At 62.6% G+C, this 26232-nt stretch carries 12 protein-coding genes; 2 read left to right on the forward strand and 10 right to left on the reverse strand.

The genetic code is table 11. The annotated features are described in order from the left end of the window. Positions 1-101 precede the first annotated feature (101 nt). Entirely contained in the window at positions 102-1361 is a 1260-nt protein-coding gene (locus tag EI969_RS16250; RefSeq protein ID WP_160388675.1) for a mechanosensitive ion channel family protein, read from the reverse strand. Positions 1362-1669: 308 nt separating this feature from the next. On the opposite strand from EI969_RS16250, the gene EI969_RS16255 reads away from it, so the two are divergent. Together EI969_RS16255 and aspT are read left to right on the forward strand one after the other, a co-directional pair. After that, complete coding sequence (locus EI969_RS16255) at positions 1670-3283, forward strand: mechanosensitive ion channel family protein (protein WP_160388676.1); 1614 nt, start codon at positions 1670-1672, stop codon at positions 3281-3283. 25 nt (positions 3284-3308) lie between these two features. Then, positions 3309-5000 carry an aspartate-alanine antiporter gene (gene aspT, locus EI969_RS16260; protein ID WP_160388677.1) on the forward strand — a complete coding sequence of 564 codons (1692 nt, stop codon included), beginning with the start codon at positions 3309-3311 and terminating at the stop codon, positions 4998-5000. Between the two features lie 99 nt (positions 5001-5099). On the opposite strand, the gene EI969_RS16265 is transcribed toward aspT, so the two are convergent. The 9 genes from EI969_RS16265 to EI969_RS16305 all read right to left on the reverse strand — a co-directional run bounded on the left by EI969_RS16265 (position 5100) and on the right by EI969_RS16305 (position 26190). Then, positions 5100-7196 carry an HlyD family efflux transporter periplasmic adaptor subunit gene (locus EI969_RS16265; RefSeq protein WP_160388678.1) on the reverse strand — a complete coding sequence of 699 codons (2097 nt, stop codon included), beginning with the start codon at positions 7194-7196 and terminating at the stop codon, positions 5100-5102. Further along, positions 7196-8542 carry an efflux RND transporter periplasmic adaptor subunit gene (locus EI969_RS16270; RefSeq protein WP_178120705.1) on the reverse strand — a complete coding sequence of 449 codons (1347 nt, stop codon included), beginning with the start codon at positions 8540-8542 and terminating at the stop codon, positions 7196-7198. Before EI969_RS16270 ends, EI969_RS16265 begins: the two co-directional genes overlap by 1 nt. Beyond that, the gene (locus tag EI969_RS16275; protein WP_160388680.1) at positions 8539-9345 is read right to left on the reverse strand and encodes an efflux RND transporter periplasmic adaptor subunit; all 807 of its coding nucleotides are present in this window, start codon (positions 9343-9345) and stop codon (positions 8539-8541) included. Before EI969_RS16275 ends, EI969_RS16270 begins: the two co-directional genes overlap by 4 nt. Beyond that, positions 9326-10861, reverse strand: coding sequence for a TolC family protein (locus EI969_RS16280; RefSeq protein ID WP_160388681.1), 1536 nt, complete (start codon positions 10859-10861; stop codon positions 9326-9328). Before EI969_RS16280 ends, EI969_RS16275 begins: the two co-directional genes overlap by 20 nt. Positions 10862-10904: 43 nt before the next feature. After that, the gene (locus EI969_RS16285; RefSeq protein ID WP_160388682.1) at positions 10905-22223 is read right to left on the reverse strand and encodes a VCBS domain-containing protein; all 11319 of its coding nucleotides are present in this window, start codon (positions 22221-22223) and stop codon (positions 10905-10907) included. Positions 22224-22465: 242 nt separating this feature from the next. Next, positions 22466-22966: an outer membrane beta-barrel protein gene (locus EI969_RS16290; protein ID WP_160388683.1), complete on the reverse strand. Its 501-nt coding sequence runs from the start codon at positions 22964-22966 to the stop codon at positions 22466-22468. Between the two features lie 70 nt (positions 22967-23036). Continuing rightward, positions 23037-24632 (reverse strand): EAL domain-containing protein, encoded by a 1596-nt coding sequence (locus EI969_RS16295; RefSeq protein WP_160388684.1) that lies wholly within the window; start codon positions 24630-24632, stop codon positions 23037-23039. A 233-nt stretch (positions 24633-24865) separates the two neighbouring features. After that, the gene (locus EI969_RS16300; protein WP_160388685.1) at positions 24866-25792 is read right to left on the reverse strand and encodes a helix-turn-helix domain-containing protein; all 927 of its coding nucleotides are present in this window, start codon (positions 25790-25792) and stop codon (positions 24866-24868) included. Positions 25793-25857: 65 nt separating this feature from the next. Beyond that, positions 25858-26190: a hypothetical protein gene (locus EI969_RS16305; protein ID WP_160388686.1), complete on the reverse strand. Its 333-nt coding sequence runs from the start codon at positions 26188-26190 to the stop codon at positions 25858-25860. Between the last annotated feature and the right edge of the window lie 42 nt (positions 26191-26232).

The raw sequence follows: 26232 nt of genomic DNA on the forward strand, positions 1-26232 counted from the left end.
GGCTTGCTGGCGATAGCGTTCTCAAGGACGCCATCGCCAGCAAGCCGGCTCCTACGACGAGGTTATTTCAAACTCGATTGCGAATGTTCTGGATGCTGCCCCTACAGGGCGGTCGCCAACCCGGCGCTGCGCCAGTCATTGCCGCTCGGTTGCTGGTACAGGCTGAGCCCGAATTCCGGCAGCACCGCCAGCAGATAATCGAAAATGTCGGCCTGGATGCGCTCGTAGTCATCCCACTCGGTGGTGCGGGTAAAACAGTAGATTTCCAGCGGCACACCCTGGGCCGTGGCCTGCATCTGGCGCACCATGCAGGTCATGTGCGGCGCAATGTCCGGATGATTTTTCAGGTACGCCAGAGCATAGGCGCGAAAGGTGCCGATGTTGGTCATGCGCCGGCGATTGGCGGACAGGGCGGGAACGTTGCCCTGGGCGTCGTTCCAGTGCTTGAGTTCAGTGTGCTTGCGGCCCATGTAGTCGCTGAGCAAGCGCACCTGATGGAGCTGCTGCGCCTGGTCATCGGCCAGAAAACCCACGCCACCGGCATCGATGAACAGACTGCGCTTGATCCGGCGGCCGCCGCTGGCCTGCATGCCGCGCCAGTTCTTGAACGAGTCGGACATCAGGCGCCAGGTGGGAATCGAGACGATGGTCTTGTCGAAATTCTGCACCTTGACCGTGTGCAGGGTGATGTCCACCACGTCGCCGTCCGCGCCCAGTTGCGGCATCTCGATCCAGTCACCGACGCGCAGCATGTCGTTGTTGGTCAGCTGCACGCTGGCGACAAACGACAGCAGCGTATCCTTGTAGACCAGCACGATCACCGCCGACATGGCGCCAAGGCCGGACAGCAACAACAGTGGCGAGCGGTTGATCAGGGTGGCGACAATGATGATCGCCGCCAACACGAACAGCACCATCTTGGCCAACTGCACGTATCCCTTGATCGAGCGAGTGCGGGCGTGCGGGGTGCGGGCATAGATCACCAGCAGGGTATCGAGCACGGCGTTGATGGCCAGCATCAGGAACAGCAGGGTGAACGCCAGGGCGACATTGCCGAGGAAATTCTGCGCCTTGTCGCTCAACCCCGGCACCACATTCAAGCCGAACTGGACCAGCAGCGAAGGGGTGATTTGCGCCAGGCGGTGGAACACCTTGTGGTCGGCCAGGTCGTTGACCCAGCGCATGGACGGCTTGCGTCCCAGCAGGCCGACCCCGTGCCGCACCAGATAACCGGCGGCACGCCCCAGCAGCAAGGCGACGATGAGCAACAGCAACAGGGTCAAGCTGGCGTACACATGCGGGTGTTTGTCGAGCGAGCTCCAGAAACCCTGAAGATCGAGCCAAAGCCGGGTGAAGTTCATAGGTCTGATCGATTCCTTTGCCGTGGAGGGAAATGGATTGGATGAATCCATTCAGCAAGGGACCAAGCCTACGCAGCTGCGATGCGCCTGACTTGATGGATCACGAATATGAGTTGACTAAACACGAACGGCTAGGGGCCGGCGCCGGTCAAGCGATCGCAGCCGGCCCCGCAGGCTTGAGTCCGCGGATTGATGGAAGCAGACAACTGCGTCACATGGCTTGAGGCGAAATCTGACAACCGTTCATCGGTGAACTACGCTGCGATACGTACCCTCGGTTTGAATTTTGTGAAGTAAGGATGTGGCACATGCGGAGCAGGCTGCTCGCTGTAATGTTTACTGTTTTCGGGATGATGTGGTCGGTGCAGTCGTGGGCCGAAGATGAAGCACCGAAAGTGGTCGATGCTCCCGTTGAACTGAAAGTGGCCAACCGCAGCATCATGGTGTTTCGCGCGACCATCCTCGGTGAAGGGCCGGCCTCGCGGGTCAAGCGTGCGAAAGCGGTGATCGGTGAGGCGCTGGATGACACCGACGACCTCAAGGTCACCCTCGACCCGATCATGAAAAGCTACATGGTGCTGCTGGGCAGTCGGCGTGCCTTTATCGTTTCGCCCAAGGATTTCGACGCGACCGAATACGACACGGTACAGCAGGCCGCCGAAGCCGCGGCCGACAGACTGCGCCAGGTCGTGGCCGAAACCCGCGAAGCCCGCAGCCTGCAGTTGATCCTGCGCTCGGTAGTCGCCGCATTGATCGCCACCGGCATTTACATCGCGCTGCTGTTTGGCATGTCGTACGTGCGGCGCCGAGTGCTGAAGAAACTGCCCGAACTGATGCATCGGCACACCAAGGCCCTGAAAGTCGGAAAGGTCCCGCTGGTCGACGCCAATTACCTGTATCCGCTGGTCAGCCGTTTGCTGGAGCTGGTGCGCTGGATCGTCGTGCTGCTGCTGACATACGAATGGCTGGGTTTTGTCCTGTCACGTTTTCCCTACACCCGGCCCTGGGGCGAAAGCCTCAACAACTATCTGCTGGAGCTCGGCGGCTATCTGCTGGAAGGGATCGTCGGTGCCATACCCGGGCTGGGCGTGGCGCTGGCGATCTTCTTCATCGCTCGCGGCGCCACCGCGTTCATGCGCCGGATACTGCGGCGCATGGCGGCCCCGGGAACCCTCAGCTGGCTGAACCATGAAACCCTGCAACCGACCCAACGCCTGACGTCCCTGGCGATCTGGCTGTTTGCCCTGGCCATGGCTTATCCGTACCTGCCGGGGGCCGGCACCGATGCATTCAAAGGGCTGTCGGTGTTGATCGGCCTGATGATTTCCCTGGGCGCCACCAGTGTGGTGGGCCAGGCAGCGGCGGGGTTGATCCTGACCTACACCCGAACCCTGCGCCCCGGTGAGTTCGTGCGCATTGGCGACTACGAAGGCACGGTCACTGAACTGGGCATGTTCACCACCAGCATTCGCACCGGTCTGGGCGAGGTACTGACCCTGCCCAATTCGATGATCACCGGCACCGTCACCAAGAACTACTCGCGGGTCGTACAAGGCCCGGGCTACGTGGTCGACACGGTCGTGACCATCGGCTACGACACACCGTGGCGACAGGTCGAGGCGATGCTGCTGGAGGCCGCGGCGCGCACGCCGGGGATTCTCGAAGTGCCGCCGGCCCAGGTGTTCCAGACGGCTTTGTCGGACTTCTATCCGGAATACCGCCTGGTGGCCCAGGCCATTCCCAGCCAGCCCCGGCCGCGCGCGGTGCTGCTGAGCATGCTGCACGCCAACATCCAGGATGTGTTCAACGAGTACGGCGTGCAGATCATGTCGCCGCACTACCTGGGCGATCCGCAGCAAGAGAAATGGGTGCCCCGGGACAAGTGGTACCCGGCCCCGGCCCAAGAACCGAAGGAATCCTGATTTCGCCTGATAGGGAGTTCGCACCATGCTTGAGTTCATTCTCCACGCCCTGCGGACTGACCCGGAAATCGCGGTGTTCCTGGCCATCGCCCTGGGCGTCTTCGTCGGCCGCATCCACATCGGCAGTTTCCACCTCGGTTCGGTGGCCGGCGCACTGCTGATGGGGCTGCTGATCGGCCAGATCGGCCTGGAAGTGCCGACCGGCCTGAAGTCGGTGTTTTTCGTGATGTTCATCTACGCGGTGGGCTTCAAGAGCGGGCCGGAATTTTTCGGCAGCCTCAATCGCGGCACACTGAAACTGGTGCTGTTGAGCGTGGTGCTGTGCGGCACTGCGCTGGCGGCAATCCTGCTGATGAATGCGGTCTTCGATTTCGACGCCGGGTTCACCGCCGGGCTCGGCGCCGGTGCGCTGACCGATACGGCGATCATGGGGACCGCCACCAGCGCCATCAATCAACTCTCGATCGACACCGCGGCCAGGGCCCAGCTCAACAGCCATATGGCGATTGCCTATGCGATCACCTACCTGTTCGGCACCATCGGCCTGATCGTCTTCGTCGGCAGCATTGCCCCGAAACTGCTGGGCGTGGACCTCAGGGCATCGGCCCGGGAACTGGAGCTGGAACTGGGCATCGCCAAGGAAGAAGACGCGATCACCGTGCCCTACACGCGCATCGTCGTGCGCGCCCATCAGGTGGCGGACAACGGCTCGGCGAATGGGCAGCGCATTGCCGATGTGGAGAAACAGCACGAGTCGCTGACCGTCGAACGTGTGGTGCGGGCAGGCAAGATCATCGAGCGTGACGAAGCATTCACGCTGATGGCCGGGGACATCGTCGGGGTCTACGCCTTGCGCGAAGCCGTGGGCACGCTCACCCAGTGGATCGGGCCGGAAATCGACCATGCCGAATCCTTGTCTTTCCCCACCCGCGAAGTGGACATCGTGGTGACCTCGCCGGAGTTCGCCGGCAAGACCATCCATCAGGCGAAAAGCCGCCTGGAAAGCGCCAGGCGCCTGGGCTGTTTTATCAATACCATCACCCGCCAGGGCTACGAGTTGCCGTTGCTGCCCAAAACGGTGCTGCGTCGGGGCGACGTGATTACCCTGACCGGTCGCACCGCCAGCGTCGAAGCGGTGGCCAAGCGCCTGGGGCGGATTCGCGAAAACAACTACAAGAGCGACATTGCCGTGCACACCCTCGGTATGGTGCTGGGCTCGTTGCTGGGGCTGTTGTCGACCCACATCGGCATGATCCCCGTGGAGCTGGGCATCGGTGGCGGGGTGTTGGTCGCCGCCCTGGTGATTGGCTGGTACAACTCGCGCCACCCGGAAATCGGCGCCTTGCCGCCGGCCGCGCAGTGGGCGTTTTCCGAGTTCGGCCTGACCGCGTTCGGCGCGGTGGTTGGCCTGCTGGCAGGCCCTGCGGCCTTTGCCGCGATGAAGGAACAAGGCCTGGCGTTGCTGCTGTCCGGCGCCGTGGTCACCATCGTGCCGCCGCTGGTGGCCCTGTACTTCGGCCGCTACGTGCTGCGCCTGCACCCGATGATCCTGTTCGGCGCACTGGCAGGCGCACAAACCGAAGCGGCGTCGATGAACAAGATCATCGAACAGTCCGGCAGCAACACCCCGGTGATTGGTTTTACCGTGTGTTATGCGATTTCCAATGTGTTGCTGGCGGTGTGTGGGCCGATCATTGTATTTGTGGTGGCCGGCTAGTCTTTCCCGCTGGACTGCGCAGCAGGCCCACGCTTTAAAAGAGGGCTCGCTGCGCGACCCAGCGGGAGCAAGCTCCCTCGCCACAGGTTCATCTGATTTTCAGAAGCCACTTTCGCGCATCAACACCGCCATCAAGTGCGTCGCACCGTCGGCCAGCAAGCTGCGGCGTTCGCCTTCGATCTTCAGATGCCCGCGGGTTTCGCGCAGGCTTGGCAAGGGTTCGTCGAGCTGGACCAGCACCTGGAACAATGCCGCGCTGGGGATCAGTGCGTGTTCCGCTGACGTCGTCGGTACCGGGCCGCCGAAGCGTGAGGACAGCATGCGGTGCGACAGTTGGCTGGCGCGGGTGCTGCCGATCACCAGTACGCGACCATTGAGCGGGGTGGTCTGGCCGTCCGGGTAGAATCGCACACGGTCGCCGGTGACCATGCGATGCACCTGGTCCTGGGCGACGTAGGCGTCCACCTGCCAGCTGCGCGGGTCGATCAACATGCCCAGGGATTCCTGGCGACCGACCCACTGGCCGGCTTTCCAGTCCGGATTGACGTCCAGCCAGAGCCCGGCGAAGGGGGTTTGCAGGTTGAGCCGGGCGATCTCCGAGCGCGCGGCCCGGGCTTCTTCGAATTGCACGTTGAGGCGTTGCCGGGTGACGGCGTCTTCCTGCAGTCCGCCGGGGTCGGCCAGCAACCCTGACAGGCGCGCCTCGTAACTGCGGGCGTTGGCTTCGCTGCTTTGCAGGCGCGAGGCAATGTCCGGCTCGTCGAGCACGATCAGGGTTTCGCCGGCGTTGACCGGGCCTTCGGTCTGGATCGATTGCAGGCGCGCCGGGTAGGGCGCATAGACGCGCAACTGGTGTTCGGCACGGGCCACGCCCACCGCATCGATCTGGCTGTGCCAAGGGATCGCCAGCCCGGCGACAATCAGCGCCAGCACGCCATAGAACAGCACCTTGCGTCGGCTCGGGATGCCTGCGCGGTGTTGCCACCAGTGATTCAGCTCGCGTACCACCGGCATGGCGATAAACCAGGACAATTCGACCATGAACAGGATGATCCCCAGCAATTTGAAGAAGAACAGGTAGACCGCCAGGGCGATCCCCAGGAACAGCACCAGCCGGTACAGCCAGGTAATGATCGCGAACGTCACCAGCAGTCGGCGTTGACCGGGCGGGAACGCTTCCGGCCAGTCTTCCTGCAGACCCAGCAGATTGCGCCGCAGGGTGACCCGCGCCAGGGCCGATGAGCGTTCGTGCAGGTTGGGAAAGTCCAGCAGGTCGGAGAGGATGAAGTAGCCGTCAAAACGCATGAACGGGCTGGCGTTGAGCGCCAGTGACAGCAGCCAGCTGGTGGTCGCCAGGTACAGCAGGGCATTGCGCAGCGGGCCCGGGTCGCACAGCGCCCAGCCCAGGGTCGACAACCCGGCCAGGGACAGCTCGGTGACGATACCGGCCGAGGCGATTGCCAGGCGTTGGCGCGAGCGACTGAGTTTCCAGCTCTCGCCGGTGTCGGTGTAGAGCATCGGCCACAACACCACGAAGGCGATGCCCATGTGACCGACGCGCAGACCCAGGCGCGTGGCCACCAGAGCATGCCCCAGTTCATGCAGGGTCTTGGCGACGATCAGCGCCAGGGCGAAGCTGAACAGGCCTTCGGTGGAAAACGACTCGACCACCGCGTGGGTAAAGACATCCCACTGTTGCAGGACCAGAATCCCCCCCCACAGGCTCAGGGCAAACACCAGCAGGCCGGTGAGCGGGTGAAACAGCCAGCCCAGGGCGCGGGCCAGGTGTTGCAAGGGCTGTTGCGGACGCAGCAACGGGATGCGAAAGAACAGGTAATGGTGCAACCACCAGCGCCAGCTCAGCCAGCTGCCTGCCTCGTCCTTGGCCTTGAGCCGCTCCAGCGCGGCCGGGCCTGCACGCAACAGTTGGTGCTGTTCAAGGAACTGGCGGAATTCGAGGACCTGTTCGACATCCGGTTTGAGCGCGGTGCCTTCGGCAATCTGTTCGCTGATCTGCCGGGGCGACTGGCCCCAGCGCAGCAGGCATTCGAACTCCAGCCAGCCGATGCGGTAGAAACGGTTGATCACCGTGTCCTGGATCACCCAGGCCGGTTCGCCGTTGCTGCCGTTGGCGGCTTCGTTCAGGCGCAGGTCTTCGCGCAATGGCGGCACGGGCAAGTCAGCGGGATCGAGCATTACCAGCCACTCCACGCCCGCAGCGTCGCCAGCGGCCGGCGCAGCAGGTAGTAACCGAGCATCACCCGGCCGCCGTACAGTTTGGCGGTGCCGTGCAGGCCCAGGCGCGCATGCTCCGGCGCACCCTCGACGCTGGCCAGCAGACGGTAGGCGACCACGCCTTCATCGCTGGGGCGGGCCTGGTAACTGGTCTCGAGGATTTCGCCCTTGAGCGGGGTCAGCGGGTACGCCGTGAGAAACAGCGTGACTTGCGCCCCGGGCTCCAGGGCGATGGCATCGGCCACCGCCAACTGGATCAGCATGGCCGGTTGGGTCGGGTCGGCCACCTGCATGATGCGCTCGCCGGTGACCACCGGTTTGCCCAGCCAGTCGTTCGGGTCGCTGAACACCGCTACGCCGCCGCGCGGTGAGAGGACCCTGGTGCGCTTGAGCTGGGCCTGCACCGCCGCCAGTTCGGCCCGACGCTGCTGGGCCCGGCCCTGGAGCAGGGTCAGCTCGCTTTTGCTTTGCGGGTTATCGAACGCCCGCTGGCTGGCCGCCTGCAATTCGGCATCGGCCACGGCGACTTCCTTGCCCAGGACTTCGGCACGGCTGCGCAAGGTGGTTTCGTCCAGGGAGAACAGCGGCGTGCCGGTGTCCACCGGTTGGTTGGGGCGCACCTGGATCTGCTCGATCACGCCGTCGATGGGCGAACTGATGATTTGTGCCTGTCGCGAGACGATTTCCGCCGGGGCCAGGGCGGTTTGCCGTACCGGCAGCAACAGCAAGGCACCGAGTACGATCAGGCCCAACAGCACTTGCTTGCGGTTGGGCCGCCAGCGACTGATGCGCCGATGCCCGGTCAACGCGGCCCAGCAGTAGCCCCAGGTGGTGACCAGCCCCTTGAGGTGTTGCCGCAACACCGCCGGCGGCTCTTGTTCCAGCAGCAACACCAACAGGCCAAGGCGTTGCCCGTTACGGTCCTCCAGCGCAATGCACCAGAGGCCCGCTGGCCACCACTCGCTCCAGCCTTCGACGATGTCCGGCGGCGGGGTGGTGGTGTCCGGTGTCAGCCACACCGGTTCGCCATCGGGCACCTGAGTGGCGATCCAGCGACTGGCCCGGCGCAGCCAGACGAGATAAGGCGAATCCTCGCTGGGGCGTGACAGCCCGGAGACGTTCAGCAGTTCCAGCGACGATTGCCGTTGGGCAAAGACCAGCGCCTGATGAAACGGCAACAACGGGTACAGGTCATTGGCCATGCTGAACGCCAGGGCGTTCAGCGAGTCGGCGGCCATGGCCTTGTCCCGCAGTGCGTCAAGTTCCAGCAGCAGGTGAGGGTGGGGCAGGGGCTCGTTCATTGTCATGGCTGGGGACTGTTTTGCAGTGCCGGGTTTTGCTGGGCAGTGTCCTGGTTGAACTGCGCGGTGCCGCTCATGCCGGCCATCAGGTCGGGGTATTTCTGGTCGAGCCGGGCCTCGAGCTCGACCGTCTGGGCCACCGCATCGACCCGCGAGTTGATGGCGCTGACATGGGCCGTGTAGGTCTTGCCGGTTTCATGAATGCTCACTTGCAGCGCCAGGCCGGGCTTGAGTGTCTTGAGCAGATTGGACGGTACGTTGAGCCGCACTTTCAAGGCGCCGTCGCTGACCAGGTCGAACAGCGGGGTGCCGGCGGTGACGGTCTGGTACGGCTTGACGTAGACCTTGGCGATACGCCCGGAGAACGGCGCCAGTACCTGGCAGTAACCACTCTGGGCCACGCCCATGGCGCGGGCGCCGTCGGCTTTCTGTACTTCGGTGTTGGCCATGGACACTTCGATATCGCCCACGGCGTTGAGCTGACGCAGCTGTTTTTTCGCCTCCAGGTTCTGTTTGGCCATGGCCAGTTCGGCGGCGGCCACTTTGCTGCGGGCCTCGGCCTCGTTGCAATTGAAGCGGGCAAGCACCTCGGCCTTGGCGACGTGCTCGCCGAAACCGCTTTTCATTTCGCCCAGGGTGCCGCTCATCTGGCTCGACAGGGTGGTTTCCAGTTCAGCGGCCAGCAACACGCGAATGGCGCTGGCGCTATCGAGGTTGGAGGCCGACGGCGTGTCATCGGCGTTGACGGGCAAAATCATACAGGCCAACAGCAGGGCCCCTACACGGGACTCAAGGGCGGTTTTGCGCATTCGGCGTTCCTTGCTGGCTGATGAGCAGGCGTTGCTGCTCCTGTTCATTCAATGTGCGCTGGATTTCCCGCGACAAGGTCTTGATATCGTGCTTGGAGATTTCTTCCGGCAGGACGTCCAGCCCCACGGAATTGTACAAGCGCCCCCATGCGGCCTGCGCACTGGAAAACGCCGCCTCGCGCTGGTAGCGCGAAAGCAGGTAACGACCTTCGGAGCGGATCACCTCGAGCTCGGAACCCAGGGCACCGCTTTTTGCCGCCTGGGCGTAGTCGAGCAGGCTGCGATCGACCCGCAGGCTGTCTTCGGTGAACTCCACTTCCTGGCGCGCCAGTTGATAGCGCAGGGTGCCGACCCGCACCTGGGTCAGGATCGCCATGGACAGGGCCACCCGGCGGGCGTCATCGGTTTCGCTCTGGGATTTCTGCGCGGCATTGAGCGAGGGCAATTGCAGCAGGCGTATCAGGTTCATCGAGACTTGCAGCCCGGTGGCGTTCCAGTCGTTGTTGTAGAGGTACTTGTTGGTGTCGTACCGGTAGCCGAAATCCGCCGAGACGTTGGGCCACAGTTGTGCCTTGGCGATGTCCAGGTCTTTCTCGTTGACGCGCTTGCGATACCACTCTTCCATGATTTCCGGGCGGTGCTCCAGGGACAGTTGCTCCAGCTGCGCCAGGCTCTGATGCACCTCAGGCAACGGTGGATCCGGCATGTCGGCGAGGATCATTTTCGAGCCCGGCGGCAACGACATCAGCGCGGCGAGTTCGGCCTGGGCGAACTCCAGGTCCTGGCGGCGCACGGTCAGCAGGTAGATGGAATCGAGCAGGGCGCGTTGGTAGGCGAGGATTTCCTGGCGCGGCAACAGGCCACGTGTTTCGGCTTCCCGGGCCGAGGTCAGCGCGGAGTGGGTGCGCATCAGCAGCTTGTCCACTTCCGGCATCAGTCGTTGCGCACCGAGGGCGCGCCAGTAGGCATTGCGCACATCCTGCAGGACGTTCTGCGCGACCTTGCGCCGACGCTCCTCGGCCATGAGGATCTGATCGGCTTTTTGCTGGGTGCGGTAATAGGCCACGCCGAAATCCAGCAGGCTCCAGCTCAGGCCCAGGCCATAGAGCTCGCGATAGCGCTCTTCGGAGGTCGACGGCCGCAAGCTGACCTGACGGTCTTCGATGCCGATGGAGGTGCCGCCGGAATCGTTGTTACGCCCGGCATACCCGGCCGATGCCACCAGTTTGGGCAACATCTCATGGCTGGACACATCGCGCAGGTCCGAGGCCAGGGCGCTCTCCATGAGCTTGAGGCGGTAGTCCAGGTTGTACTTCAGCGCCCGCGCGGCCGCTTCGTAAAAGGTGATGGGCGCTGTGACCGGTTCCTGGCCGGAATACATGCGCGATTGATCGGCGAGGATACGCTGACGGTTCTCTTCGTCGGTGGAGGGCTTGGGCTCCAGTGACGAACAGGCACTGAGCAGCAGCGCAGAAGCGAGGGCGGAACTGATGAACCTCGTCGCATTTTTCGGCATGTTCAATCCTTTGTGCTCTTCGAATTTATTCTGTTGGGTCACTTCAGTTACCCCGATTCGCCGGGTGCAGGCGTTGCGCGGCATGGCGTACCTGTGCGCTGAATCCCCGCGCCGGGCGTTGCTCCTGGGCTTTTTCCGGTTTTTCCACCTGTGCCGGTCCGTGGGTCAACTCGGCGGCATCGATGGCGAACAGCGACGGGTCACTCAACAACCCGTCGGCACTCAGGCCGACGCGGCCATGCCGGCCAAGAATCCAGGCCATTTCCAGTTCACTTTCAATCCGGCTATCACGCACGGCATCGGCGACGAATTGTCCGGGCACCAACCCCAGGCCATTGCCCAGCGAATCGCTGGTGAACTCGCCGCTGGAGCTGATGCGCAGGTTGCTGCCATCGGCATTCCAGGTCGAGAGCTCATTCAACCGGGCGTTACGCTCGACCACCGGCGTGACAAAGATCGCCGGTAACGGATCGGGGATCAGCAGGCTGCCGTCCGGCCGGGTGAGGTCGCGGTCGAAGAAGTTGCCCTGGGGTGCCGGAATGAACGGCGTGGCAATGTCCAGGGTGATCACCAGTTCCGCCTGGTCGCTGGCCCCGGCAAGATCACCTACGGTGTAGGTAAAGACGTCCTGGAGCACCAGGCCCAGGCCGGCGGCTGCCAGCACTTGGGGATTGCTCTGGTCGATGGTGTAGGTCCAGCTGCCATCGGCGTTGAGTACCAGGGTGCCGTAGAGGCCGAGGATCGGTTGGCCGATCACGCCCGTCGTGCCTGTGCCGCTTTCGGCCCCCGTGCGTACCCCGACCACTTGCAGTTGATCGTTGCCATCGACGTCGCTGTCGTTGGGCAATACATTGCCTGTGGCTTGTGGCGCCGGTGTCTGGTCGCTGGCGGTGGCGCTGTCGTTTTGCGCCACCGGGTTGTCGTCGGCACCCTGGATGACCACGGTCAGGCGTGCATCCGAGGTGACCCCGGCGGTGTCGGTCATGCGGTAGGTGAAGGTTTCGCTGAGGGTTTCGCCCGCCGTGCGCAGGGCCTGCACCACCGGGTTGTTGTTGTCGATCAGGTAGGTGTAGCTGCCGTCCGCGTTGATGATCAGTTGCCCGTAGCGTCCACTCAGCACTTGCCCCGCGCCGGCGGACTGGCCGTTTTCGCCGGTGACGCTCAGCACCTGTTTGCTTTCGCCATTGGCCACGCCATCGACATCGCTGTCGTTGGCCAGCACATTGCCCGTGCCGTTGCTGCCTGGCGTGCCATTGGCCACGCCGCCCGCCTCGACGGCGACAGAGTTGTCGTCCCGGGCAATCGGCGTGTCATTGCGGCCATCGACGGTAATACGCAATTCGGCCTGGCTGCTGGCGCCGAAGACGTCGGACAGGGTGTAGCTGAAGACGTCCGTCAGGGTCTGGCCGCTTTGACGCAGGGCCTGGACCACCGCGAGGCTGTTGTCGACGGTGTAGGTGTAGCTGCCGTCGGCATTGATCAGCAGGTCACCGTAAAGCCCGCGCAGCACAGTGCCCACGGCGCCGCCTGTGCCGGTATCGGCAAGCCCGCCGGTTCGAATCGCCGACACGTTGAGGGCGTCGCCTTCGGCATCGGTGTCGTTGCCCAGCACATTGCCCGAGGGGTCGATGCCGCTCTGGTTGTTGTTGAGCCCGCCAGCTTCCACGGCCGTCGACGCATCGCCACCTGCCACCGGCGCCGAGTTGCGCCCGCGGATGATGATGTGAATTTCCGCCAGATCGTTTTGCCCGCCGAGGTCGGTGACCTGATAGGTGAAGCGCTCATTGAGGAATTGCAGCGGCCCCAATGCCAGCACCGTCGGGTTGCTGGAGTCGACGACGTAGGTGTAGTTGCCGTCGGCCCCGATGATCAGTTGCCCGTAGAGTCCGTTGATCAAGGTGCCGTTGGTGTTGTCGGTGCCTGGATCGACGGCGTCCAGGGTGCCGCCCGCCGCTTCGGTGCCGAAGCGGATACCGGTGATGTGCAGGCTGTCGCCCTGATCGACATCGGTGTCGTTGGGCAACACGTTGCCGGACGGATTGACGCTGTTGCCCTTGCCGTCATCGGCGACCGCGAGGGCTACGTCGTTGGCCGCCACGGGGGCATCCCAGGCGCCGTCGATGCGGATGTCCAGTTGGGCGACATCGGTGGCGCCGGCGGTGTCGCGCATGCGGTAGGTGAAGGTTTCCACCAGAGAATCGCCGACTTTCAGCGCCTGGACAGCGGCCAGGTTGTTGTTGATCACATAACTGTAGGTGCCGTCGGCGTTGATGGTCAGGGTGCCGTACAGACCATTGAGGGTCTGCGTGGTGCCAACCGTGGTGAACGTGCCTGCGGCCGCTTTGTCGCCACCGCGGACATCGGTGACGGTCTTGCTGTCGTTGGCGTCGACATCGCGGTCATTGCTCAGCACGTTGCCGGTAGGATTCAGCCCCGGCGTGGCATTGGCGGTGCCGCCGGCCTCGACGGCCACGGTGCTGTCGTCCGCCGCCCGCGGGGTGTCGTTGGCGCCGCGGATGATGATGGTCAGGGTGGCGGTGTTGCTGGCTCCAAAGAGATCGCGAACCTGATAAGTGAAGGTTTCCGTCAGCACGTCAAAAGGCGTGCGCAGGGCCTGGACCCGCAGGTTGTCGTTGTCGACCTGATAACTGAAGGTCCCGTCGGCGTTCAACGTCAGGGTGCCGAACTGGCCGACCAGACCACTGCCGAGCACGCCGACCGAGGTCCCTTCGTTGTATCCCGTCACGCTGAGCCGTTCGGTATTGCCGTCGACGTCGGTGTCGTTGAGCAATACGTTGCCGAAAGGGTTGGTCCCTGCGGTGCCGTTGTTCAGGCCGCCGGCCTCGAAGGCGATGCTGATGTCGTTGCGCGGGAGCGGTGTGTCATCGCGGCCGCGAATGTCGATGTTCAAGGTGGCGCGATCTTCGGTGCCGGCGGCATCGATCACCGTGTAGCTGAAGGCATCCACCAGGCGTTCGCCGAACCGCAACGCCTGGACCTCGGCCATGTTGTTGTCGAGGCGGTAGCTGTAGCTGCCATCGGCATTTAGAGTCAGCCAGCCATAGGTGCCGCGCAGCTCGCTGCCCAGGATGCCGGCCGTGCCGGTGGCGGCTTCGTTGCCGGTGCGCAGCGAAGACACCGCGCGGGTCTCGCCGTAGTCGTGGTCGGGCAGGTCGGCGGGCACCTCGCCGCCGTCGACGTCGGTGTCGTTGTCCAGCACATTGCCAATGGGGTCCAGACCGGGCTGGTTGTTGTTCGTACCACCGGATTCAATGGCGATGGAGGTGTCGTCGGCGGCGACCGGGTTGTCGTTCTGGCCGCGGATCAACACGATGATTTCCGCCGAGTCGGTTTCCGGCGTCGGGCCGGTGTTGTCGCTTTCGGTGTAGGTGAAGCGCTCCAGCAACAAATCGACGCCACGGCGCAACGCCTGGACATCCGCATTGTTATTGTCCAGCGCGTAGCTGTAGCTGCCGTCCGGGAAAATCGTCAGCGTACCGTACAGGCCGACAACCACCGTGCCGCCGGCATTGACTGCGATGGGCGTGCCTGTGCCGCCTTCGGCGCCGGCCTTGATCAGGGTCACTGTCAACGGGTCGCCATCGGGGTCGAAGTCATTGGCCGTGGCGTCGCCGGAAGGATCAAAGCCCCCGGTGCCGTTGGCCACGCCACCCTGTTCGGTGGCAATGGCAATCACGTTTTGCGCCACGGGTGGATCGTTGATGCCGTGCACGGTGATGACCAGTTGCGCGGTATCGGTCAGCCCGTTGGTATCGGTGATCCGGTAGGTGAAGAACTCGGTCAGGGTCTGTCCTGCCGCGAGCGCCTGGACGGCGGCGTTGGTACTGTCGACGTCGTAGAAGTACGAGCCGTCGGCGCCGATGCGCAAGGTGCCGAACAGGCCGGTCACCACCGTGCCGTCGGCCGAGGTGGTGCCGGTGGCGACGCCACTCAGGACATCGATGGCCGGGTTGTAGGTGGCCTCGCTTTTATTGATCACGCCGTTGACCAGCAACTGGCTGCTGGGCTGGTCGACGGCGTCGACGTCACGATCGACGCCGTTATCGACAAGCCCCGGGCGACTCGGGAACTGGACAACGTTGCCGCTCGGGTTGCTTTCGCTGGAATTGACGTTGGAGGAGGCCGCCTGTGCCTCGGCCTGGTCATCGCTGGCGACCGGATTGTCATTGGCCCCCTGCACCACGATGCGCAACTGCGCCACGTCGTCGAGGCCGCCGGTATCGGTGAGCCGGTAGCTGAAGAATTCAAGCAGTTGTTCACCGGCGCTCAGGCGCTGGACGCGGATGTTGTTGTTATCGACCACGTAGCGATAACTGCCATCGGGGTTGATGGTCAGGGTGCCGTACAGACCGGCCACGCTGGTGGCGGCGGCAACCGGCGTGAAAGCGCCCGGCACCACCTCCGGGATCGGACGGATGCCCGTCACGGTCCTGGTTTCGCCATTGGCCGCGCTGTCCACATCGGTGTCGTTGGTCAACACATTGCCGACCGCATCGCTGCCCGGGGTGCCGTTGGCCACGCCTCCGGCTTCGACGGCAACGCCATTGTCATTCACGCCCGCCGGCGTGTCGTTGGCGCCCTGGATGGTCACGGTCAACGTGGCTGTAGCGGTCGCCCCGGCGAGGTCCCTGGCAACGTAGTCGAAGCGATCGGTCAGGGTCTGGCCGGACAGGCGCAGGGCCTGTACGGCGGCGTTGTCGTTATCGACGATGTATTCGTAGGAACCATTGCTGCCGACCAGCAACTGGCCGTACTGGCCGTTGATCACCACCACGCCGATCACTGGCGTCTGGATGCCGGCGCCGGGGCCGACCGACTGCACGCTCAAGCGGTCGGCATTGGTGGCGATATCGACATCGGTATCGTTGACCAGCAGATTGCCCCGCGGGTCGACCCCGATGACCGAGTTGTTGGTGCCGCCCGCTTCAACGGCGATGGCGCTGTCATCGACCGCCACCGGCGGGTCATTGACCGGGGCGAGGATGATTTGCAGGGTGTCGGTGTCGCTCAGGGCATCGCCTGCTCCGCCGGGCAAACCATCGCCGTTGGCATCGCCATAGTTGCCCTGGTCATTGCTGACCACGGTCAGGGTATCGGTGCCATTGAAGTCCAGGTTGCCCAGGTAACGCAGGCTGGCCAGCGCCGTGTTGAGGTTGGCCAGGGTGCCGGTCAGGGTCAGTGTGGTGGTATTGGTCCCGGTTACGGTTACGCCGGGGACGGTTGCACCGAGGGACAAGGTGCCGTTGAGCACACTCAGGATCACGCTCAGGTTGCGGTCGGCGGCATTCGGGTCGCGGTTGGCGTCGACGTCGGCGACGCTGATGCCACCAATGCTCAGCGGCACATCTTCCTGAGCGTTCTGGGTGCCGGGCAGGGTGTTGACCGGTGCATCGTTCTGTTCGACATAACCTGCATTGGCCGCTTGCGTGGCGGCATCGCCCAGGGTGATGGTGATCTGCCCGAGCGTTCCGGCATCGGTGTCGACCCGCACGCGCAAATCGCCCAGCGGCTGCGGGTAGCTGACCAGCCCGGCCGGCACATCGATGCGGAACACGCCCAGCGGCAGCACACCGAAACGGTACTGGCCGTTGGCGTCGGTGACGGTGGTGAATGTCAGGTTGTCGGCTGTAGTACCCAGCTGGCCGTCGACGCCGGCCCAGGTCAGGGTGACGGTCTGCCCGGCCAGGCCGGCGCCGTCGGGCGTGGCGCTGGCGGTCGGCGACGCGGTGTCGTTCCACAGGGTGCCGGTGATGACGCCGAGCCCGGCGTTGTCGCGCAGGATGTACTGGTTCGGGCCTACGGTGCTGCCGGTGCGCTCTCCGTTCACGCTGCCGTCGATGCCGACAAAGTTGCCGCCCCAATTGGTGAAGTCTTCGGGCAGGCTGCTCCAGGTCAGGGTGGCGTTGCTGCTGGCGACTATCGAGGCGTTGGGCAACGTGACCTGATAGCGCACCTGAATCTGTGCGCCCACGTCCAGTTGGTCGAAATCGACACTCAAGCCGCCGGTGGTGCTGAAGCTCACGCCCGCCGGCAGGTTGCCGGGGCCGAAGGTGGTGCCGTTGATGCTGACGCTGAGCAGGGTGTAGTTGCTGCCTCCGGCAAAGCTGTCGCTGACTCGCGTATCGAATGCCGGCAGGCCGCCGTTCTGGGTGAAGCTCAGTTGCACCGTGGCGCTGCCGGTGGTGCCGCTCGGGTTGGGGTTGAACGTGACGATCTGTTTGTCCAGGCCACTGAAGCTTGGTTCGACGATGCGTTCGAAAACCGTGTCGCTGTTGGCTCGGCCCGCGCCATTGACGATCTCATGGGCCGAGACAGCCAGTTGCGCGCCGCTGATGTTGCTGGCGGTGTTGCTGACCCGTACGTTGAACTCGATGGCGATGCCTTCCAGATCGTCGTCGTCGGCGCTGTTGACCACGTTGCCGAGGTTGAAGGTCACGACCTGGCTGCCGTCGGGATTGGTCACCACGGTCAGGCGGCTCGGGTCGAACACGCCATTGGGCGCAAGCCCCGACAGGTCGGGCGTGATCGGCAAGGCCTGGGGACTGTTCTCGTTGCCATTGACGTCGAGCGTGCCGCCGACGATCAGGTTGGCGTCACTGCTCAGCCCGCCATTGGAAATGAACGCGATGCGCAACGCATTCACCAGGGCGTCGGGTGAAATGAACTGCAGGCCGTTGGCCAGGGTGATCTGAATCTGATAATTGGGGTTGTTGCCCTCGGGGACCAGTACCACCACCCGATAGCGAATCACTTCGCCGATGGTCACCTGTTCCTGGGCGGCCGTGGTCGGGGACGGTGCCGCCGTGTCCGGCAAACCGCCGACCCGGGAGATCTCGATGGACTGTGCCACGGGCACGATCAGGGTCGAAGCATTGCGGTAGTCGTTGAGCGTGCCGCCATTGATCAGGCCATCGACCCCTGTGCGTTCGCCGCCTTGCGTGCCGTCCAGGCTGGTCCATTGCACGGTTGCCACGTTGGCGAAGTTGGAGGCTGCCGCTGCCGTGGAATTGACCACGCCGGTCACCTGCAAGACGATGCTGCCACCCTTGGTGATGTCGATATTGGCGCCGTTGGCGGTGCGCAACTGACCGCCGACGATCTCGAACCCCACGCCGCCATTGTTGGTGGCGCCGTTCTGGTACAGCACGCCCACCAACGTCAGGTTGCTGAGTTGGGTCGGCAGGTTATCGAGAAAGCTGATGTCGAAGGCATTGAAGTCGCTGGCAGCGCTGCCGTTGCTGATGGTGATCGTGAAGCTGACGGTGTCGCCCTGGTCATAACCGCCGTTGCCGGTGGTCGAGGTCAGCGCCTGATTGATCTGAAGGGTGGGCTCGCGCACGATCACCGAAGGCCGGCCACCGGTGAGCGCGACAGTGCGATCCACCGCGACATTGCCGTTGGCGGTGCTGCTGTCCGGATCGCTGTAGACCAGTTGCGCGTTGTTTTGCCGGGAAACGTTCGCCTGGTTGCCGATGACGTTGCTGGCCACCAATTGCACGCGAATCACGAAGGTGTTGTTGCCGGTCTGGTTGTCGGCCGAGGCGCTGGACACACTGAAGGTCCAGCGCGCATCCACGCCATCGCCACCCTGGGTGCCGCCCTGTCCGGCGAACCCACTGACCAGCACACTGCCGGCGAAGTCCGCACCGAGGGCGCCGCTGCCGGTGCGGGTGGTGATGATCTGGTAGCCCAGGCCGCCGTTGAAGGTGGTGTCCAGGCGCATGCCCGCCGGGATCAGGTCGTCGATGCGCAGGTTTTGCGTGTTGCCTTCGGGCAGGGTGATGACGATGTCGTAGCGCATGCTTTCGCCGATCACCAGGTCGCTGCCGGTGGTGTGCCCGGCACTGGAGTCGCCATTGTCGAGCGTGCCGTCGGCAAACACTTTGCGAATGGCCGGCGCGGCGATCTGCTGGTTGGCAAGGTCGCTGAGGTCGCTCGGGGTGAAATCGGTGCCGCCATCGACGCTGGCGTAATTGCTCAGGGTCGCGGTGGACTGCAGGGTGCGGCTGGCCTCGATGGAGTTGCTGACCGCCACGTCGTAGCTGATCACCACCAGATTGGCGCCGCTGGTGTCGGCGGCGGTGCCGCTGCGTCCGGCCAGTAGAGTGGCCTGGCCGCCGGCATCGAGGAAGGTGATCTGGTTGCCGCTCACGCTGTAGTCGGTGCCCAACACCAGCAGCGTGCCGTCACCGCGATAAATCTGCAGGTTCGCTGCCGCCAGGCTGCCGCCGACGAAGCTCAGGCCGGTCGGCAGGGTGATGCTGGTGCTGACATCGAAGGCGCCGCCACCGCCGCTGTTTTCGATCGCGGTGACCAAACGCAGGCGATCGCCGCCGTCGATGTTGGTGATGTTGCCGTCCACGGCCGCCAGGCTGGTGACGCTGCCATTGAAGGGTACACCGGTGCTGCCCGGCGGGTTCCAGCTGCCGGTCGTGTTGCTGACGGTGCCGTTGGTGCCGGAGACCACCCCGTGCTTGATGTTCAGCACCGGCTCGGCCACGGACACAATCACCGCGACGTCGGAGGAAATCAGCGTACGGTCGGTGAGGGTGGTTTGCTGGCTCGATTGCGCCAGTACGTCCAGCGAGCGCTGGTCGGCAAACGGCTGGTCGCCCACGCGCACGGTGAAGCGGATGACGATGCGGCTGCCGGTGGTGTCGGCCGTGGCGAAGCTGCCAAAATCGAAGACCACCGAATTGCCGTCGGCGCTGGCGACGCTGATCACGCCGCCGGCATTGGTGTTGCCAGGGCCGAGCTGCCATTGGCCGACATCGCTGCCCGTGGCCCAGGTCACGCCGCCCACGTTGAACAATGGCAACGGCAGATACGCCGTGAGCTTGAACTGTTCGTAATCACCGGTGACCAGGTCGTAACTGAGCTGGAACGTCACTTCATCGCCAGGGCGCAGTTCACCGCTGATTGGCGGGGTGCCGTTATTGACCTCGACCACGCTGATATCGACGACGCTGGTCGGGATCACGCTGGTGGTGGCGGAATTATCGGTTTCGCTCTGGCCGGTGAGGTTGAGCGGGTCTTGCAGCAGGGTGCCATCGACCACCGCACTGTTGCCCAGTTCGTCGCCTTCATTGATTTCCGGCTGCGGGTTGCCTGAAGGCGGCTTGTAGGTCTGGCCGACGATGGCCGAATAGCTGAGCACCGCCAGCATCGCGCCCTGCAGTTGATCGTCAAACGCCAGGTCGCCATTGAGCCAGCCACGCAAGGCAAACGAATCGCGCAACGACTGGGCAATGTCGAACGCCATCGACGTACTGCCGTCGGCGTTGTTGACGACGGTGGTCACCAGGGTAATGGACTGTTGGACGCCGTTGATGGTGACGGTCAGGGTCGGGGTGCCGGTCAGCGTCTGGCCATCGCTGAGCTGATCGCGAATGATCAGCTGACCGCCGTTGAAAATGTCCTTGCCGAAGGCGAAGTAGTCGGAAACAGCCAGGTTCAGGCTGTATTGCAAGGTATCGCCGGGGGTAATGCCGGTATGGCCGATATCGGTCTGCACGGCCACGGTCTTGAGCAGGGTGATCGATTTGGCGATGAAATCCGTGGGCAGCCCGGTGCCGCTGAAGTCGATGGTCGTGTTCGGTGCGGTGACGTCCCGAGGGTCAAGCGGTACCCATTGCCCGGAAGCACTGGGGGCGCCAAGGGTGATGGTCACATCGTCGCCGGTGACCGGGTTGATGATCGGCAGGCCGTTGGCATCGACCTCAGGCACATAGAACGCGACCACGGTATCGGTTTTGCCCGTCAGGCTGGCATAGGTCACGGAGAACGAGTCGATGAATACGTCGTTGGCGGCGATCAGCACGGCGATTTGTGCGGCGTTGGTGACCACCGTGCCATCGTGCAGGGTGATGGACGTTACGCGTCCGCCGGGGCCCGGGGTAATGGCGGTGACCTGGACATTGTCCGGCAATGGCTGGGTCACCACGACGTTGGACAGCGTCTGGCCCGGGGCCGGGGTCACGGACAGGGTCAAAGTCCGACCATAGTTCGGGCCGGTGGCGGTTTCACCCTCGGGGGTGTTGAGAACTTCATCGAAGGTGATGACGGTCGGATGCACCACAAACGCGGCCGTGCCGGCCTGGATCAGGCTCGGGTCGTTGGTCGGGTTGTCCAGGGCGTCGTTACCGAACTGGAAGCCGCCGCTGGTGCGGATGGTCAGGTCCGGGGTGCCATTGGAAAAACTGGTGTCGGCCAGATTGCTCAGGCTCGCGTTGATCTGTACCGGGATGACGGGTTGCCCGTTGGTGACGCTGGCAAACGGCAGCTCGATGACCACCAGCGTGTCGCCGGCGCGCATGCCGTAGGTCGATGCGTTGACGATCAGGAAATTGCCGTTGGCGTCCTTGGCCAATGGGTGAGTGGCGTTGCCGTTGGCGTCGAATGTCACCGAGTGGGTGATCAGGTTCTGGCCCAGGTAGCTGGCGGAAATGAAGTTCACGCCGTCATTGCCGTCCCGCCCGGTGGTCGGCAGCGCCAGGTTGATGAAGGGGGCAAAACCGGCTTGTGTGGACGGGTTACTGAAGTTCACGGTGAACGAGAAGTTGTCGCCCAACAAAACATCGCTGCCAGCGGTGGGCAAGCTGGCGGTCGGTGCGGCGTCGGCGAGCAAGCCGTCGAAACCGGCCATGGCGGCGCTGCTGATCGCGATGCTCTTGTCGATGTCACCGACCCGGGTTTCCAGCGCCCAGTCGCCACCGGCTTTGGTGCTGCCGGTGTCATTGCTGGAGGCGGCCACATCGGCGCCGGTCCAGCGCGCCAGTTCGGTGACCAGGGTCTTGCCCGCCGCCCCGGCACCAATGTCGCAACCATAGAGCTGGATGTCCGCACCCTGGGTCAGGTTGCTGCGCCATTGTCCGAGGGTCTGCCCGAGCTGGTCGACGTTGTCTGCGGTGATGGTGCGGTTGCCGAGGGTGAATTGCCCGGCGGCACCGTGGGACATGACCTGGATCGAATCGACTTTGCCCAGCTGCGCCAGTGCCGCGGAAATCGCCGCCAGGCCATCTTCACCGGCGTTGACCACAATGGCGGTGACGTTGCCAGGCAATTGGGCCAGCAGTTGATCGCGATTTTCGATACGACTGTCCAGCACCAGCAGGCTGCGCGCCGCCGATGGGGCCTGCTCGGTGGCGGCACGACCTTCAGTGGCGGTGGCATGAGGAACCGCGGCGTCGGCCGCTGCCGGCGTGGCAGTCGGGTCGCTGTGGTGCTGATCGGCCGCGGCCGAAGCGGCCGCCCCGTCGAAAAGAATCCGCGGTTCCAGCGCCAGCGCCTGGCGCTGTGGACGCAAATGAGAACCGAAAAATGAACGCCCTGACCCTTGCATAGTGAGGCCCTCTGACTACGCGGTTAACCAATCCATTGATACGAAGCCCACTACTGGACAGAGTGAGCGTAGGACGTTTCTGTAGCTTTTCCAGTGTGTTAGCGAAGCTTTTGAAATTCCCGGGAAGGGCTCCGGGAATTTGGTGTTGGTGGCTTTTTGGAAACGCGCGGGGGCAGGCAGGGCGGGGGGATGTTGCGCAGGGTGCGTTGAGCGACCGGCAAGGCCGCTCGGTTGTAGCGGTATTAGAAGAGCATATAGGCCGATGCGGTCGTCTGGTTCAGGTTGATCTCGCCAACCTCAAGGACTTCGTATTCCGCGCGCACGCCGATGTTGCGAAAGACATCGAGCTCCACGCCGACGCCGTAGGTCAGGTCAACCCCGGTATCGTCGTCGGTGGCATTGCCGTCGGCGTCCCAGGCGTGAGCGCCGACACTGCCGAATAGCCGCAACCGATCACCCAGCGGAAAGCCGACATGGGCGGCAGCCTGGGCCGACTTGCCGTCGAAATCGACATTCTTGTCCTTGAATTGACCGAGATCGACGTAGGCACCCTCGAAGGCCAGGTAGCTGTTGACGCGATACCCTGCATAGACCTTGTAGCTGGTGTCATCGTCGTCCAGTCTGGACTCGTCTGCCTGGATGTTGCTGACGCCGGCCCCAAGATATAAACCTTTGTCATCGGCGAGCGCCTGGAAAGACAGCAGCGACAGCAGTGAAGCGAAGCCAAGGTTTCGAAGTAGCATGTGTGGTGGAGTCCTTGTACAGGTTTGTCAGGTGTTAGGGTTCGGCGAGCATTTGAGGGACCTCGGGGGGCTAATAGAAGTCATTGATTGATATTTTTGCGGCGCCAGGCGGGATGTTGGCCGGGCATTGAAAGTAGCGTCTGGCCAACGCCTGCACCGGCAGGGCCTTGCAGAACAACCAGCCCTGGGCCAATACGACGCCCTCCGACACCAGATGCGGCAATTGCTCCGGATGCTCGACTCCCTCGGCCACGACCTTGAGCCTTAGCGACCTGGCCAACCGGGCAATGTGGCGCCACAAGGCATCCGTGGCAGCGATCTTGTCGTCTGCGATGAATGAGCGATCTATTTTCAGAATGTCGAACGGCACCGAGTCCAGCAGCGACAGGTTGCAATAGCCGATGCCGAAGTCGTCCACGGCTATGCGATGACCGCTGGCACGCAGCCTGCGCAATTGCATGGCGGCGGACTGCTGATCGAGCAAGGTTCTTTCGGTGATTTCAAAGGTCATGGCGCGCGCAGGCATGCGGTAAGTGGCGAGCAGGCTGGCGACGAAGTCGGGGAAGGTCGGGTCCTGAATATCCCGGGCGGACAGATTGACCGTAATGTAGAAGTCCTTGCAGGCCCACAGGTAAGTGCTGTAGTCCTCCGCCACCTGGCGAATCACCGAGTGCGTCAGCTTGCAGATCAGGTCGGACTTCTCCGCCAGCGCAATGAACACGTCCGCCGGCACCGGGGTGCCGTTGTGGTCCCAGTGGGAAAGTGCTTCGGCGCCTTCCAGATAACCCGTGTTCAAATTGACGATAGGCTGATAGTGAACACCCAGCACGTTGGCTTTTATGGCATGACGAAGGCGTACGGCTGTCGAGGTGTAATGCCGCTGAGTACAGCTTGCGAGCAAGAGCAGTACTGCGAACACGCACGCAACGCCGATGAATAATTTGAATCTGAGACCTGTCAGCTCGCTCAGCGGAAGCGAAATGACCGCGATCAGTTCATTGCGGTTACCCGGGAAACCGATGAAAACCTTGTCTGCTGAAATGACCAGATCTTCAAGATGGAACGGCTTCAGCATCTTCAGGGGGCTGGCGCCAGTAGAGGCAATGGGGATGGCGCCGCCGGGGCCGATGAGGTCCAGTTGCAGGTCCTGGGGAAACTTCAGGTTGTCGAGCAGGACCTTCTTGTTTGCCCATACGTAGGTTGACTGTTCCGACACGATGATAAAGTCGGCGTCCGCAGTAACGGCGTGGCCGGTATCGATCCAATAGGTTCGCTTGCCAATGGAAAACTTGCGCTTCTCGTCAGCGGCCGGTATCGACGGGAGCTCTTGTCCGTAGGAGGAACAGATCTTGCCATTGGGCAGCTGGATTGCCGCCTGATCAACAAACCGCAGGTTTTTGACCAGCTCGGCCAGTCGCCAATATTGCTCCTCGGAGCATTCCTGACCTGAGCGATCCAGCTCGCCGAGGTTTTCCAGCGCCTTGTCGATCTGCGCATTGGGCTCCACTCGAGCCACACGCAGATCGGTATAAACATTGTTCAACTTGCGTGCAATGAGCGACTCAGCCATTGCGCCAGCACACCACCATGCGGCCCAGCCCGCTGCGGCAATCAGGCATACAGCGATTGCGTGCCTGGCAGATAACGCTTTATAGACGGCAACCATCGAAAAACCCCGAGTATCGTTATTTCACTGTGCACCTTGCTGCTGCAGTTGAATGTCTTCAGTACCAGTCAATGATCCATGCCAACACGATGCCGCTGACATAGGCAGTCATGCACAGGATGATTTTTTGCTTGAGCGGCAGTGTGTTTATACGAAGCTGCATGCTTATCTCCTTGGGTGGGAAAACAAGCAATTGTCGGGGGCTGTCGTTGATCAACGAAAATCATTAATCATCATTTGCGGGGCTTGGCCGAGTTACGCCTTGCCGTTTCTGACGGTGTCTCTCCATAAGCAATCTGATACGCCCTGGAAAACCGCCCCAGATGGTGAAAATTCCAGAACATCGCGGTTTCTGTCACGGTGGGCCACGTGTTGTTGATCAGGTCGCGACGGGCACTGGCCAGTCGCAAGTTTCTGATATAGGCGATTGGCGACATTCCGAAGGTTTCAATAAAACCAAAGTGCAGGGTGCGCGTTGTGGTTTCAAGCTGCCTGACGAGTGACTTTATATTGAGTGTTTTTTTCGTGTTTTCGTGAATGTACTCGATAGCCTGTATCGCCACCTTTCTTCTTGTCGGGACTTTCCGGTTGCAGCTGCCAGCGGGTGTCAAAGACTTCAGCAGAGAGACAAGTACCGCGGACGCACAGTCGTTGACTTCGACGCAGGAAGCGCTGATGGCTTGAATGGCTGACTGTATGAGCTGGAAGTTTTCAGCCTGGAAGCTGTGTTGTGTCCTGTTGGCAAGTACATCCACGACAGGGTGACGTTGGCGGCACTGCTCATACAACTCGAGTGTCGTGGTAATGCTGAAGACTGTTTCATTCGGCTCGCAGGTGTAATGCACCTGTTCATCGCTGAGCAGTACCATGATTTCGTTGGGCTGCAGTTTGTGATTGTTTACCACCGGGCGACCAATCGGCGCCTGCGAGATGGCGAATGTCACGAAACCTGCAGGGACCGAGCTGACCAGGGTGACGGACGAGTCGAACTCAAGACGGCTGCACTGGAGTTCCGGGCTGTGAAACAGCTTGTGTTGCCGAATGCGCGCCTCATGTTCGGTCGGGATCAGGCTCATTTCCCATTTGCCTATTGTTCGATTCAATAGGCTTGGCACGGCAGTGGACAAATGAAAGATTTCATCGGGCGGTGCGATACTCATGGAATTGAAAACTCAGCAGTTAAAGGATGGGAGTCAAGCAATGACTGTCCGCGTCGAGAGGGTTGTCAGAGTCCGCGGATTAGTTCCAGCTCCGCCGAAAATGCGTATTTGCTGTCCGGTGACGAGTCGTTCAGTTGCTGTACGTTGCGCGGGTCAATCTTCGAACTGAAGATTTTCGACTGGGGTTTCATCGGGTCTATGGCGGCAATGGTAAAGGAATGAAAATCGTCAATACGATAACCGGTTTTTACCTGATAGCCGTTTTTCACAGAACCCGGGGCCTTCTTGTTGGTTTCGACACTACTCAATTTTGCACTGTAGATTCCCTTCTCGTCGGCCATGGCCTTGAGCGAAAGCAATAAACCGAACGACACGGTGACGAAGTTTTTCAGTAGCATCAGGGCGACTTCCTTACTTGCAGTTTATTCGGGCAGGTCCTG

Origin of the sequence: Pseudomonas sp. PB101 (genome assembly GCF_009764265.1) — a bacterium.
Taxonomy (GTDB): Bacteria; Pseudomonadota; Gammaproteobacteria; order Pseudomonadales; family Pseudomonadaceae; genus Aquipseudomonas.

What these genes read in the sequence shown, in the direction of transcription:
- EI969_RS16250 (WP_160388675.1), bottom strand. Translation starts at nt 1,361, where the DNA reads ATGAACTTCACCCGGCTTTGGCTCGATCTTCAGGGTTTCTGGAGCTCG.
- EI969_RS16255 (WP_160388676.1), top strand. Translation starts at nt 1,670, where the DNA reads ATGCGGAGCAGGCTGCTCGCTGTAATGTTTACTGTTTTCGGGATGATG.
- aspT (WP_160388677.1), top strand. Translation starts at nt 3,309, where the DNA reads ATGCTTGAGTTCATTCTCCACGCCCTGCGGACTGACCCGGAAATCGCG.
- EI969_RS16265 (WP_160388678.1), bottom strand. Translation starts at nt 7,196, where the DNA reads ATGCTCGATCCCGCTGACTTGCCCGTGCCGCCATTGCGCGAAGACCTG.
- EI969_RS16270 (WP_178120705.1), bottom strand. Translation starts at nt 8,542, where the DNA reads ATGACAATGAACGAGCCCCTGCCCCACCCTCACCTGCTGCTGGAACTT.
- EI969_RS16275 (WP_160388680.1), bottom strand. Translation starts at nt 9,345, where the DNA reads ATGCGCAAAACCGCCCTTGAGTCCCGTGTAGGGGCCCTGCTGTTGGCC.
- EI969_RS16280 (WP_160388681.1), bottom strand. Translation starts at nt 10,861, where the DNA reads ATGCCGAAAAATGCGACGAGGTTCATCAGTTCCGCCCTCGCTTCTGCG.
- EI969_RS16285 (WP_160388682.1), bottom strand. Translation starts at nt 22,223, where the DNA reads ATGCAAGGGTCAGGGCGTTCATTTTTCGGTTCTCATTTGCGTCCACAG.
- EI969_RS16290 (WP_160388683.1), bottom strand. Translation starts at nt 22,966, where the DNA reads ATGCTACTTCGAAACCTTGGCTTCGCTTCACTGCTGTCGCTGCTGTCT.
- EI969_RS16295 (WP_160388684.1), bottom strand. Translation starts at nt 24,632, where the DNA reads ATGGTTGCCGTCTATAAAGCGTTATCTGCCAGGCACGCAATCGCTGTA.
- EI969_RS16300 (WP_160388685.1), bottom strand. Translation starts at nt 25,792, where the DNA reads ATGAGTATCGCACCGCCCGATGAAATCTTTCATTTGTCCACTGCCGTG.
- EI969_RS16305 (WP_160388686.1), bottom strand. Translation starts at nt 26,190, where the DNA reads ATGCTACTGAAAAACTTCGTCACCGTGTCGTTCGGTTTATTGCTTTCG.